This is a genomic window from Thauera phenolivorans, from assembly GCF_001696715.1.
Lineage (GTDB): Bacteria > Pseudomonadota > Gammaproteobacteria > Burkholderiales > Rhodocyclaceae > Thauera > Thauera phenolivorans.
Genome location: NZ_MBFM01000004.1, coordinates 1 through 13187 on the forward strand (window position 1 = coordinate 1; position 13187 = coordinate 13187).

Annotated in this window: 5 protein-coding genes, 2 tRNA genes, 3 rRNA genes and 1 pseudogene; 3 read left to right on the plus strand and 8 right to left on the minus strand. The window is 61.4% G+C overall.

The genetic code is table 11. From position 1 onward, the window contains the following. A pseudogene (locus BB334_RS09945) lies at positions 1-302 on the minus strand (IS1634 family transposase); the annotation flags it as partial. A 327-nt stretch (positions 303-629) separates the two neighbouring features. Here BB334_RS09945 and tnpC point away from each other — a divergent pair. Continuing rightward, the gene (tnpC, locus tag BB334_RS09950; RefSeq protein WP_068805151.1) at positions 630-2144 is read left to right on the plus strand and encodes an IS66 family transposase; all 1515 of its coding nucleotides are present in this window, start codon (positions 630-632) and stop codon (positions 2142-2144) included. Positions 2145-2277: 133 nt separating this feature from the next. Here the strand turns inward: tnpC and rrf are convergent. From rrf to BB334_RS09980, 6 genes are all read right to left on the minus strand, one after another. Then, positions 2278-2391 (minus strand): 5S ribosomal RNA (rrf, locus tag BB334_RS09955). A 110-nt stretch (positions 2392-2501) separates the two neighbouring features. Further along, positions 2502-5387: ribosomal RNA gene (locus BB334_RS09960) — 23S ribosomal RNA — on the minus strand. Between the two features lie 289 nt (positions 5388-5676). Further along, positions 5677-5752 (minus strand) — tRNA-Ala (locus BB334_RS09965). A gap of 29 nt (positions 5753-5781) precedes the next feature. Continuing rightward, positions 5782-5858 (minus strand) — tRNA-Ile (locus tag BB334_RS09970). 74 nt (positions 5859-5932) lie between these two features. Then, positions 5933-7471: ribosomal RNA gene (locus BB334_RS09975) — 16S ribosomal RNA — on the minus strand. The 16S, 23S and 5S rRNA genes sit together here with 2 tRNA genes alongside, the layout of an rRNA operon. Before the next feature lie 407 nt (positions 7472-7878). Continuing rightward, positions 7879-9258, minus strand: coding sequence for a hypothetical protein (locus tag BB334_RS09980; protein ID WP_068808032.1), 1380 nt, complete (start codon positions 9256-9258; stop codon positions 7879-7881). A 230-nt stretch (positions 9259-9488) separates the two neighbouring features. Between BB334_RS09980 and BB334_RS09985 the strand changes: the two genes are divergently transcribed. Then, positions 9489-10283: a thymidylate synthase gene (locus BB334_RS09985; RefSeq protein ID WP_068808034.1), complete on the plus strand. Its 795-nt coding sequence runs from the start codon at positions 9489-9491 to the stop codon at positions 10281-10283. Beyond that, positions 10280-10777, plus strand: coding sequence for a dihydrofolate reductase (locus BB334_RS09990; protein ID WP_068808037.1), 498 nt, complete (start codon positions 10280-10282; stop codon positions 10775-10777). Before BB334_RS09985 ends, BB334_RS09990 begins: the two co-directional genes overlap by 4 nt. Before the next feature lie 68 nt (positions 10778-10845). On the opposite strand, the gene BB334_RS09995 is transcribed toward BB334_RS09990, so the two are convergent. Next, positions 10846-13092: an arginine/lysine/ornithine decarboxylase gene (locus tag BB334_RS09995; RefSeq protein ID WP_068808039.1), complete on the minus strand. Its 2247-nt coding sequence runs from the start codon at positions 13090-13092 to the stop codon at positions 10846-10848. Between the last annotated feature and the right edge of the window lie 95 nt (positions 13093-13187).

Sequence of the window (13187 nt, forward strand, 5' to 3'; positions counted from 1 at the left end):
CGAAATACCCGCCGCAGCTCCGAGAAGCCCAGCGACTTCCACAGCTCGGTCAGCGCCCACACGTTACCGAGCGCGCGCGCGGACTCGAACGACACCGTGGGCGCCGGCGGCTTGGCGCCCATCGGCGCGCGGCCGGTGATCTTCAGCAGGCCGTTGATGACCGCGTCGAGCGACCCATCGACCTGTTCGGCGCGGCCGAGCGTGGCGACGGTGCGCTTCTTTACCCGTCCAGCCTCGTCGCGGTAGGACTCGACGAGTTGGACGTAGCGGCGACCTCCGGAGGTGGTGAGCTTGACGTGCATGATGCCGCCACTTTAACCACCTAAGAAGCGCCGTCAAGCTTGAGGGTGGCTGTTACAAACGTGCCACCACAGCGCTTTTGCGATCGCGGCCGTCAAACCCGCGCCGGCGCTGGAGGCACTTTCCGAAAAGGGGCGAAAATCGGGGTGAAGTGTCGAACCTCGGGGTCCAGGGCGGTGTCGCACTCACCCGGGCGCAGTTCGACGCGCTGGTGCTCGGGCTGCCATGGCAGCGGCTGGGCGACGGCGGTGTGATCCGGACACTCTGAACACGCGCTATCGGCGGATGCCCCGATGGTGGCGGAGGCGTGCATCGGACATGATCGATCCATGCCGCTGCCCGCCGACCTCGATCAACTGGATGCCGACGCCTTGCGTCGCCTGCTCATCGAGCAGGAGCGCGAACTCGTGTGGCGTCAGACCAAGATCGAGCGGCTCACGCATGAGCTGGCGCTGCACAAGCGTCATCGCTTCGGCGTGAGGACCGAGCGCCTGTCCACCGAGCAGGTGCAGCTCTTCGAGGAGACCGCCGAGGCCGATCTTGCGGCGATGAGCGAAGAGCTCGAGCAACTCCAGCCCAGTGTCGGCACGTCGACGCCCAAGGGCCAGGCCCGACGCAAGCCGCTGCCGCCCGAGCTGCCGCGCACCGAGATCCGTCACGAACCCGACTCGACCACCTGCGCCTGCGGCTGCCAGATGCGCCGCATCGGCGAGGACGTCGCCGAGAAGCTCGACTACACCCCGGGCCGCTTCACCGTCGAGCGCCACATCCGGGGTAAGTGGGCGTGCGCGGCGTGCGAGACCCTCGTGCAGGCGCCGGTACCGGCGTACATCATCGACAAGGGCATTCCCACCGCCGGCTTGCTCGCCCAGGTGCTGGTGGCCAAGTATCAGGACCATCTGCCGCTCTACCGGCAGGAAAGCATCTTCGGTCGGGCCGGGTTGGCGATCCCGCAGTCGACGTTGGCCCAGTGGGTGGGCCAGAGCGGCGTACACCTGCAGCCGCTAGTCGAGGCGCTCAAGGCCGACGTGCTGGCGCACCCCGTGCTGCACGCGGACGAGACCCCGGTGGCGATGCTCGATCCGGGTGCGGGCAAGACCCACCGCGCCTACCTGTGGTCCTACAGCGTCGGCGCGTTCGATCCGATCAAGGCGGTCGTCTACGACTTCGCCGACAGCCGCGCGGGCCGTCATGCCCAGGCGTTTCTGGGCGACTGGCGCGGCACGCTGATCTGCGACGACTACGCCGGCTACAAGGCGCTGATCGCCCTGGGGGTAACCGAAGCCGGCTGCATGGCGCACGCGCGGCGCAAGTTCTTCGATCTCGCTGCCCAGGGCCAGAGCCAGATCGCCAGCGAGGCGCTCGAGGCCATTGCCCAGCTCTACGGTGTCGAACGCGAAGCGGCGGAACTCGACATCGACGCCCGGCAGCGCTTGCGGGAAGCGAAGGCCCGCCCCATTCTCGAACGCCTGCATGCGTGGCTGCTCGCGCGCCGCACCCAGGTTCCCAACGGCTCGGGCATCGCGCGCGCCATCGACTACAGCCTCAAGCGCTGGGCTGCGCTCACGTACTACGTGGGCGACGGTCGGGTACCCATCGACAACAACTGGATCGAGAACCAGATCCGGCCGATTGCGCTCGGGCGCAAGAACTGGCTCTTCGCGGGCAGCCTGCGGGCGGGCCAGCGTGCCGCTGCGATCATGAGCCTGATTCAGTCCGCGCGGCTCAATGGCCACGAGCCCTTTGCGTATCTTAAGGATGTGCTCGAACGGCTGCCGACGCAGCCCTACAGCAGGATTGGGGAGTTGCTGCCGCATCGCTGGCAGCCGGTCGCCTGCGCCTGAGCGAAACGGCAAGACGGGTTCGCCGGGTGCTTACGGTACGGCTGCTTCCGCAGTCTTCGTCCTGAAGCGATTCGTAGACGGCCGACGCCCGATCCATTGATGAGATGGATCGGGCGCGGGAGGGATGGGGTTAGTCTGACGATGACCTACTTTCGCGAGGGCAATCCTGACTATCATCGGCGCGCACCTGTTTCACGGTCCTGTTCGGGATGGGAAGGCGTGGTACCGGGTGGCTATGGTCGTCAGACTTTGACTTGTCCGCCAGGGGGGGGGTTTTCCCCGTGGCGCAAATTGGGAAGGAGGTGTTGTTGCGTTGTTGTGTGATTGTTCAGGCGAGTGTTGCCTGTATAAGGTTATAGGATCAAGCCTCACGGGCAATTAGTATGGGTTAGCTTAACGTGTTGCCACGCTTCCACACCCCACCTATCAACGTGGTGGTCTTCCACGACCCTTCAGGGGGCTCGAGGCCCCGGGGAAGTCTCATCTTGAGGCGAGTTTCCCGCTTAGATGCTTTCAGCGGTTATCTCTTCCGCACATAGCTACCCGGCGATGCGACTGGCGTCACAACCGGTACACCAGCGGTGCGTCCACTCCGGTCCTCTCGTACTAGGAGCAGGCCCTCTCAAACTTCCAGCGCCCACGGCAGATAGGGACCAAACTGTCTCACGACGTTTTAAACCCAGCTCACGTACCACTTTAAATGGCGAACAGCCATACCCTTGGGACCGGCTACAGCCCCAGGATGTGATGAGCCGACATCGAGGTGCCAAACTCCGCCGTCGATGTGAACTCTTGGGCGGAATCAGCCTGTTATCCCCAGAGTACCTTTTATCCGTTGAGCGATGGCCCTTCCATACAGAACCACCGGATCACTATGACCTGCTTTCGCACCTGCTCGACGTGTGGGTCTCGCAGTCAAGCCACCTTTTGCCATTGCACTATCAGTACGATGTCCGACCGTACCTAGGTGACCTTCGTACTCCTCCGTTACCTTTTGGGAGGAGACCGCCCCAGTCAAACTGCCCACCATGCACTGTTCCCGACCCGGATTCACGGGCCTGGGTTAGAACCTCGACGACACCAGGGTGGTATTTCAAGGTTGGCTCCACCGGAACTGGCGTCCCGGTTTCAAAGCCTCCCACCTATCCTACACAAGTCCCGTCAAAGTCCAATGCAAAGCTACAGTAAAGGTTCATGGGGTCTTTCCGTCTAGCCGCGGGGAGATTGCATCTTCACAACCATGTCAACTTCGCTGAGTCTCAGGAGGAGACAGTGTGGCCATCGTTACGCCATTCGTGCAGGTCGGAACTTACCCGACAAGGAATTTCGCTACCTTAGGACCGTTATAGTTACGGCCGCCGTTTACCGGGGCTTCGATCAAGAGCTTGCACCCCATCACTTAACCTTCCGGCACCGGGCAGGCGTCACACCCTATACGTCCACTTTCGTGTTTGCAGAGTGCTGTGTTTTTAATAAACAGTCGCAGCCACCGATTCTCTGCGGCCCCTTCGCCCTTCGGCTGTTCGCCTACAAGCTAACGGGGCATACCTTCTCCCGAAGTTACGGTATCAATTTGCCGAGTTCCTTCTCCTGAGTTCTCTCAAGCGCCTTGGTATACTCTACCAGCCCACCTGTGTCGGTTTGCGGTACGGTCACGCCATGACTGAAGCTTAGAGGCTTTTCTTGGAAGCAGGGTATCAGCTACTTCGGATCCGAGGATCCTCGTCATCACGCCTTGGCTCAGCCCGACGGATTTGCCTATCGGGCACGCCTACACGCTTAAACCGGGACGTCCAACACCCGGCCAGCCTAACCTTCTCCGTCCCCCCATCGCATCATGGCCTGGTACAGGAATATTGACCTGTTTCCCATCGACTACGCATTTCTGCCTCGCCTTAGGGGCCGACTCACCCTGCGCCGATGAACGTTGCGCAGGAAACCTTGGGCTTACGGCGAGGGTGCTTTTCACACCCTTTATCGCTACTCATGTCAGCATTCGCACTTCCGATACCTCCAGCATCCCTTACGAGACACCTTCGCAGGCCTACGGAACGCTCCCCTACCACGTGTCAAAGACACATCCGCAGCTTCGGTTCATGGCTTGAGCCCCGTTACATCTTCCGCGCAGGACGACTCGACTAGTGAGCTATTACGCTTTCTTTAAAGGATGGCTGCTTCTAAGCCAACCTCCTAGCTGTCTGTGCCTTCCCACCTCGTTTACCACTTAGCCATGTATTTGGGACCTTAGCTGGCGGTCTGGGTTGTTTCCCTCTTGACAACGGACGTTAGCACCCGCTGTCTGTCTGCCGTATATCACTTTGCGGTATTCGGAGTTTGCTATCGCGGGGTAGATCGCAATGACCCCCCCAACGATTACAGTGCTCTACCCCCGCAAGTGTCCGTACGACGCACTACCTAAATAGTTTTCGGGGAGAACCAGCTATTTCCGGATTTGTTTAGCCTTTCACCCCTATCCACAGCTCATCCCCTAATTTTTCAACATTAGTGGGTTCGGACCTCCAGTGCGTGTTACCGCACCTTCATCCTGGCCATGGATAGATCATCCGGTTTCGGGTCTACGCCCAGCAACTGAAGCGCCCTTATCAGACTCGCTTTCGCTACGCCTCCCCTATTCGGTTAAGCTCGCTACTGAACGTAAGTCGCTGACCCATTATACAAAAGGTACGCAGTCACCCCTCAAGGAGGCTCCTACTGTTTGTATGCATGCGGTTTCAGGATCTATTTCACTCCCCTCCCGGGGTTCTTTTCGCCTTTCCCTCACGGTACTGGTTCACTATCGGTCGATCACGAGTATTTAGCCTTGGAGGATGGTCCCCCCATCTTCAGACAGGATTTCTCGTGCCCCGCCCTACTTGTCGCACGCTCAGACCCGCCACCTGGTTTTCGCATACGGGGCTATCACCCATATCGCCGGACTTTCCAGACCGTTTTGCTAACCTGATGGTTTAGTCGTGCAGGCTCTTCCGCGTTCGCTCGCCACTACTTGCGGAATCTCGGTTGATTTCTTTTCCTCGAGCTACTTAGATGTTTCAGTTCGCTCGGTTCGCCTCCACTGGCCTATGTATTCAGCCAGGGATGACCCTTAACGGGCCGGGTTTCCCCATTCGGACATCGTGGGATCAAAGCTCTATTGCCAGCTCCCCCACGCTTTTCGCAGGCTTACACGTCCTTCATCGCCTGTGATCGCCAAGGCATCCACCACATGCACTTAGTCGCTTGATCCTATAACCTTAGACCCTCTCATCGAAGGCCCAGCCTATAGGCTAACTCGCTTGTGTGGTGACCTTCGTCGCTGACAAGCACGAAAGCCACCGATGCAATCACACAACATGCAGCGCACACCGGCTCGATGCACGCTACACACCTTCTTCCAATTTGTTAAAGAGCCTACTGCCGAAACACCGCTTCACGCAGCGTCCCAAGAAGTAAGCCATGCCGACCCAACGATCGGCAGGGCTTACTTCTCGCACCTCGAGCACCCCACACGCGCCGCCACACACACGACACGCACTGGTGGAGCTGGTCGGGATCGAACCGACGACCTACGGCTTGCAAAGCCGCCGCTCTCCCAGCTGAGCTACAGCCCCCCGTGTCTTGCGTCGAACAACCAATCCCTTGGTGGGTCTGGTTGGGTTCGAACCAACGACCCCCGCCTTATCAAGACGGTGCTCTAACCAGCTGAGCTACAGACCCGCTACACCTCGAGGCCTATGGGCCTGAACAACCGATAAGTTGTGGATACTTGATCACCGCGGCTTCTTCTCTTGAAAGGAGGTGATCCAGCCGCACCTTCCGATACGGCTACCTTGTTACGACTTCACCCCAGTCATGAATCTCACCGTGGTAAGCGCCCTCCCGAAGGTTAAGCTACCTACTTCTGGTGAAACCCACTCCCATGGTGTGACGGGCGGTGTGTACAAGACCCGGGAACGTATTCACCGCAGCATGCTGATCTGCGATTACTAGCGATTCCGACTTCACGTAGTCGAGTTGCAGACTACGATCCGGACTACGATCGGCTTTGTGGGATTGGCTCCACCTCGCGGCTTGGCAACCCTCTGTACCGACCATTGTATGACGTGTGAAGCCCTACCCATAAGGGCCATGAGGACTTGACGTCATCCCCACCTTCCTCCGGTTTGTCACCGGCAGTCTCACTAGAGTGCCCAACCAAATGATGGCAACTAGTGACAAGGGTTGCGCTCGTTGCGGGACTTAACCCAACATCTCACGACACGAGCTGACGACAGCCATGCAGCACCTGTGTTCTGGCTCCCGAAGGCACCCTCGGCTCTCACCAAGGTTCCAGACATGTCAAGGGTAGGTAAGGTTTTTCGCGTTGCATCGAATTAATCCACATCATCCACCGCTTGTGCGGGTCCCCGTCAATTCCTTTGAGTTTTAACCTTGCGGCCGTACTCCCCAGGCGGTCGACTTCACGCGTTAGCTGCGTCACTCAGTGCATTGCTGCTCCGAACGACTAGTCGACATCGTTTAGGGCGTGGACTACCAGGGTATCTAATCCTGTTTGCTCCCCACGCTTTCGTGCATGAGCGTCAGTACAGGCCCAGGGGGCTGCCTTCGCCATCGGTGTTCCTCCTGATATCTACGCATTTCACTGCTACACCAGGAATTCCACCCCCCTCTACCGTACTCTAGCCTGCCAGTCACAAGCGCAGTTCCCAGGTTAAGCCCGGGGATTTCACACCTGTCTTAGCAAACCGCCTGCGCACGCTTTACGCCCAGTAATTCCGATTAACGCTCGCACCCTACGTATTACCGCGGCTGCTGGCACGTAGTTAGCCGGTGCTTCTTAGTCCGGTACCGTCATCCACATCCTATATTAGAGAATGCGATTTCTTCCCGGCCGAAAGAGCTTTACAACCCGAAGGCCTTCTTCACTCACGCGGCATGGCTGGATCAGGCTTGCGCCCATTGTCCAAAATTCCCCACTGCTGCCTCCCGTAGGAGTCTGGGCCGTGTCTCAGTCCCAGTGTGGCTGATCATCCTCTCAGACCAGCTACGGATCGTCGCCTTGGTGAGCCTTTACCCCACCAACTAGCTAATCCGACATCGGCCGCTCCAATCGCGCGAGGTCCCGAAAGATCCCCCGCTTTCCCCCTCAGGGCGTATGCGGTATTAGCCACGCTTTCGCGTAGTTATCCCCCACGACATGGGCACGTTCCGATGCATTACTCACCCGTTCGCCACTCGCCGGCAGGCCGAAGCCCCCGCTGCCGTTCGACTTGCATGTGTAAAGCATGCCGCCAGCGTTCAATCTGAGCCAGGATCAAACTCTTAAGTTCAATCCAGCAAAGTACTCAAAATACTGACTTACAGTATGAGCACTCGATCCTTGCGAAACAAAACTGCACAAACGCAGCTTCACCGCAGCAACCAAGCACCCACACTTATCGGTTGTTCATCTTTTTAAAGAACCGCCGCAACCCGTGCAGCGAAGAAGCGAGATTATGAGCAGATCAAACCACCCCGTCAAGCCCCAACCGGTAAATTCTTCAGCGCAACCGCCAAAGCCCCACCGACAGAACCAACCCCCTTCCACCCCCCCCGCACCGCAGATAAATCACCGCAGCGACGAAAGAAGCTGCGCATTATAGACACGGGAAAACGCACGTCAAGCGTCCGATCCATGAAAGTGCAAAAAGCGCGGGCGCGCGCCATTCCCTACCCTGAATGGAATTCAGCCTCGACGCTACAGAACGCGATAGCTGCGCAAATCGAAGTCATAGCCCCGACTCACGCCTGCCAGCGGAAGTAACCGGGCGGAACCGTGTTCGCCCTTCGCGAACAGTGTCTTCTCACCGATCGTCAAGCCTGGTGGCAAGGCGAGTCGGACGGAGTGGCCGGGCTGGATGGGATCGCAGGCAATCACGTCGAGCGCAAGGTCCGCACACTCGACGCTGAGCAAGACGGGCTCCAGGCAGAGCGTCTCGATGCCGACCGAAACACGTCCGGTGCCATAGCGCACGCGGCGCGCGACGCCGATCTGCCATTCGCCTCCGTCGAGCGCACGCACGCCCACCAGTTCCCCGTTGTCGGGAACCGGTCGGCTCGGCTCGAAGGGAATCGACGCTCCGAGCCCGGTTCGACTGAGATCGGTCACCCGCCAGGTTGCCGGCGCCGTTGCCGCTCGCGACGACAGGGCCGCACGCGTACCGGAGAACCCGCAGATCACCGCAAGATCCCCGTCCAATGCATAGCGGCGCGCGCGCCGCTTGGGCGGGTCGACGCACAGGCACGCCTTCAGCCTACGCACCGCGGCGATCGCCGATTCACGATCGAGCCCCTCGAGCCTCCGCGGCGTGCGCCCAAGACTCAGCAGCAGCGCGAGCTCGTCGAAGAACTCGGAGGCCAGGCCGGGACGAAAACTCCAGCCCCGACGGTCGGCAATCGGCGACAAGCGCCGCTGCGGGACGCAGACATCCGGTGGATCGACGAAGTAGTGAATGCCGACAGGCGCATCGCGACCAAGCGCCAGGAACGGCAGAGCGGCACCGATCGCCTCACAACTCGCGAGCGCCTCGGAAAAGGGCAGCTGATCGATATCTGCGGCAAACAGGGCGACCGCACGCAGGAACTCGCGTGAAACATTGGGAAGATCCCCCGCCACGTCACCAGCGGCCACCTCGTCCGCTGCTCGAAAAAGCGAGCCCAGGCGAATCCAGGCCAGCGAGGGCGGATCGTGCCGATCACAAAGACTCCACTGCACCTGGGATGCCATCACGCTCGCAGCGCGAAGCCGCAACGTCTCGGTGCCCACCGATGTTTCGTCGCCCAGCAAGGTCCAGTAGGCGTCGCCTAGCGCCGCGAAGACGTCGCGCACCGTTGCCAGCCACGCCGGCCTGCGGAACTCCCCCCCCGCGCCCACCTTGTAAGAGATCGCGAGGGAATGGGTCGCATCGCGCACGCTTTCGTCATGGCCCGTCACGAGCTCCACGTCGGCAGAGGACAGCCCGGCATGAAGCATTGCGCGAAGCGACGCACTCACCGCGCGAAGGCTGCGAACGACGTCGTCCTCGTCGAAAGGCGTTGGCGCCGAATTGACACTCGGGGACTTGACAGCGTTTTCCACGACTGCCTCCGATCAAAAAGGCTGCGCCTCCCTGCCACAGCGCACGGAAGATGGCGACTCAGAAATGTGCTGAAACAAATCGACGATAGCACAAAGCCATGAAGCCAAGTGAGCGTCGACCGCGAAAGAAGGGGACCTCACGGCAGACCGCGACGTTCCGAAGCCTGCCCCGGCAGGCAGCACAGCCAACCAGGATGTAATAACATCCTCTGTTTTCGACGGAAGTGCAGATGAAGCAATATCTCGATCTGATGCGTCACGTGCTCGAGCATGGCGACCGCAAGACCGATCGCACCGGCACCGGCACGCTCTCGGTCTTCGGCTGGCAGATGCGTTTTCCGCTGTCTGACGGCTTTCCGCTGCTGACCACGAAGAAGCTGCACACCCGCTCGATCATCCACGAACTGCTGTGGTTCCTGCAGGGCGACACGAACATCCGCTATCTCAAGGATAACGGGGTCTCGATCTGGGACGAGTGGGCGGATGCCGACGGCGAGCTCGGCCCGGTCTACGGCAAGCAGTGGCGCCGTTGGGAAAGCGGCGACGGCGGCACGGTCGACCAGATCGCCCGCTTGGTGGCCGGACTGAAAGCGAATCCCGACTCGCGCCGGCACATCGTCACCGCCTGGAACCCGGGCGAGGTAGACCGCATGGCACTACCGCCATGCCATGCGTTGTTCCAGCTCTATGTCGCCAACGGGCGGCTCTCCTGCCAGCTCTACCAACGCAGCGCGGACATCTTTCTAGGCGTGCCTTTCAACATCGCTTCCTACGCACTGCTGACGCTGATGCTCGCGCAGGTCTGCGACTACGAGCCGGGCGAGTTCGTATGGACCGGCGGCGACTGCCATCTCTACCTCAACCACCTGCAACAGGCCGAGGCGCAGCTCGCGCGCGCGCCGCGCGCCTTGCCTACGATGCGGCTGAATCCGGCGGTGAAGGACATCTTCGGCTTCCGCTTCGAGGATTTCGCCATCGACGGCTACGACCCCCACCCCCACATCAAGGCACCGGTAGCGGTATGAGCATCGACAACGAAATCGTCATCGTCGCTGCGGTCGCGCGCAATGGGGTGATCGGCCGGAACAACGCCCTGCCCTGGCGGCTCAAGGCCGACCTAGCGCACTTCAAGGCGCTGACGCTCGGCCACGCACTGCTGATGGGTCGCAAGACCTGGGAGTCGCTCGGGCGGCCGCTTCCCGGGCGGCGCAACCTGGTCGTCAGCCGCGACCCCGGCTATTCGGCGGCCGGCGCCGAAGTATTCACCAGCCCGGAGGCCGCATTGCGCGCGGCCCCCGGCGCGCGCGTCTTCGTCATCGGCGGCGCCGACCTCTACCGTCAGCTGATCGGGCAGGCCGACCGCCTGGTGATCACCGAAGTCTGGGCCGACGTAGAAGGCGATGCCCACTTCCCCGAGATCGATCCGCTGCGCTTCTGCGAGGATCGGCGCGAACCGCACCTCGCCGACGAGCACAACGAGCACGATTTCGACTTCGTCGAGTATCGACGTCGGGACTGACTCGCGCCGCATGCGCAAAAAACAGGGCCGCGCATAGCGGCCCTGTCTGTTTTCCGTTTCCGCCGGCCTCAGCCGCCGGCCACGCAGTCGATGTAGTATCGGCCGTCCTCGCCCTTCACCAGTCCGTGGATGTCGGTCTCGAACCCGGGGAAGCGGGCGTTGAAGTCACGACCGAAGCGAAGGTAGCGGACGATGGTGGCGTTGAAGCGCTCGCCGGGGATCAGCAGCGGGATGCCCGGAGGATAGGGCGTCACCAGCATGGCGGTGACGCGCCCCTCGAGCTCGTCGATCGCCACCCGTTCGATCTCGCGGTGCGCCATCTTGGCAAAGGCGTCGGCCGGCTTCATCGCCGGGATCATGTCCGAGAGGTACATCTCGGTGGTGAGGCGGGCGACGTCGTGCTCCTTGTAGAAGCTGTGGATCTGGTTGCAGAGGTCCTTCAGCCCCACCTTCTCGTAGCGCGGATGCTTGGCGATGAAATCGGGCATCACGCGCCACAGCGGCTGGTTGCGGTCGTAATCGTCCTTGAACTGCTGGAGCTCGGTCACCATCGTGTTCCAGCGGCCCTTGGTGATGCCGATCGTGAACATGATGAAGAAGGAGTAGAGGCCGGTCTTCTCGACGATGATCCCGTGCTCGGCGAGGTACTTGGTGACGATCGCCGCCGGAATGCCGGTGTGCTCGGCGAAGTCGCCGCTCATGTTCAGGCCCGGGGTGATGATGGTCGCCTTGATCGGGTCGAGCATGTTGAAGCCTTCGGCAAGGTCGCCGAAGCCGTGCCAACCCTCGCCGGCGTGCAGCATCCAGTGCTCGCGCTTGCCGATGCCTTCCTCGGCCAGGTACTCCGGCCCCCACACCTGGAACCACCATTCGTGCTCGCCGAAGTCGAGATCGACCTTGCGCATCGCGCGACGGAACTCGACCGCCTCGGTGAGCGACTCCTCGACCAGCGCCGGCCCGCCCGGCGGCTCCATCATCGCCGCGGCGACGTCGCACGAGGCGATGATCGCGTACTGCGGCGAGGTCGAGGTGTGCATCAGGTAGGCCTCGTTGAAAATGTCGCGGTCGAGCGTGCGGGTCTGCGAGTTCTGCACCAGGATCTGCGAGGCCTGGCTCAGGCCGGCGAGCAGCTTGTGCGTGGACTGGGTGGAGAACACCATCGACTCGCGACAGCGCGGGCGGTCGGCACCGATCGCATGGTAGTCGCCGTAGAACTCATGGAAGGCCGCGTGCGGCAGCCACGCCTCGTCGAAGTGCAGGGTGTCGATGTGGCCGTCGAGCATCTCCTTGATCGCCTCGACGTTGTACACCACGCCGTCGTAGGTCGACTGGGTGATGGTGAGGATGCGCGGCTTCTTGTTCTTCGCCTCGCGGGCGAAGGGGTTCGCCTCGATCTTCTTCTGGATGTTCTCCATCGAGAACTCCTCGATCGGGATCGGCCCGATGATGCCGTAGTGATTGCGGGTGGGCGTCAGGAACACCGGCACCGCGCCCGTCATGATGATCGAGTGGAGAATGGACTTGTGGCAGTTGCGGTCCACGACCACGATGTCGCCGGGCGCGACCGTCGTATGCCACACCATCTTGTTCGAGGTCGAGGTGCCGTTGGTGACGAAGTAGAGGTGGTCGCAGTTGAAGATGCGCGCGGCGTTGCGCTCGGAGGCCGCCACCGGGCCGGTGTGGTCGAGCAGCTGGCCGAGCTCGTCGACCGCGTTGCAGACGTCGGCGCGCAGCATGTTTTCGCCGAAGAACTGGTGGAACATGTGGCCGACCGGGCTCTTCAGAAAGGCGACGCCACCCGAATGGCCCGGGCAGTGCCACGAGTAGGAACCGTCGGCGGCGTAGTGGGTCAGCGCGCGGAAGAAGGGTGGCGCGAGCGAGTCGAGGTAGTTGCGCGCCTCGCGCACGACGTAGCGCGCGATGAACTCCGGCGTGTCCTCGAACATGTGGATGAAGCCATGCATCTCGCGCAGCACGTCGTTGGGAATGTGACGCGTGGTGCGGGTCTCGCCGTGCAGGAAGATCGGGATGTCGGCGTTGCGGAAGCGGATCTCCTGCACGAAGGCGCGCAGGTCGGCGATCGCCTTGTCGGCCGCCTCGGGCGAGGAGAACTCCTCGTCGTCGATCGACAGGATGAAGGCCGACCCCCGGCTCTGCTGCTGGGCGAAGGAGGTCAGGTCACCATAGCTGGTGACGCCGAGGACCTCGATGCCCTCCCCCTCGATCGCCTTCGCGAGGGCGCGAATACCCAGACCCGAGGTGTTCTCCGAGCGAAAATCCTCGTCGATGATGATGATGGGAAAGTGGAATCGCATCCTGCAGTTCTCCGGCGTGGCGCAGGACGATCCTGCAGGTCGGCAGGATCGTCCGAAAGGGGATCATGTTACTCCCCGCTCCTTTGCGCGCGCGT

Bases quoted from the DNA above. Each gene is read 5' to 3' on its own strand.
- BB334_RS09990 (WP_068808037.1), top strand. From the start codon at position 10,280: ATGAGCATCGACAACGAAATCGTCATCGTCGCTGCGGTCGCGCGCAAT.
- tnpC (WP_068805151.1), top strand. From the start codon at position 630: ATGCCGCTGCCCGCCGACCTCGATCAACTGGATGCCGACGCCTTGCGT.
- BB334_RS09985 (WP_068808034.1), top strand. From the start codon at position 9,489: ATGAAGCAATATCTCGATCTGATGCGTCACGTGCTCGAGCATGGCGAC.
- BB334_RS09995 (WP_068808039.1), bottom strand. From the start codon at position 13,092: ATGCGATTCCACTTTCCCATCATCATCATCGACGAGGATTTTCGCTCG.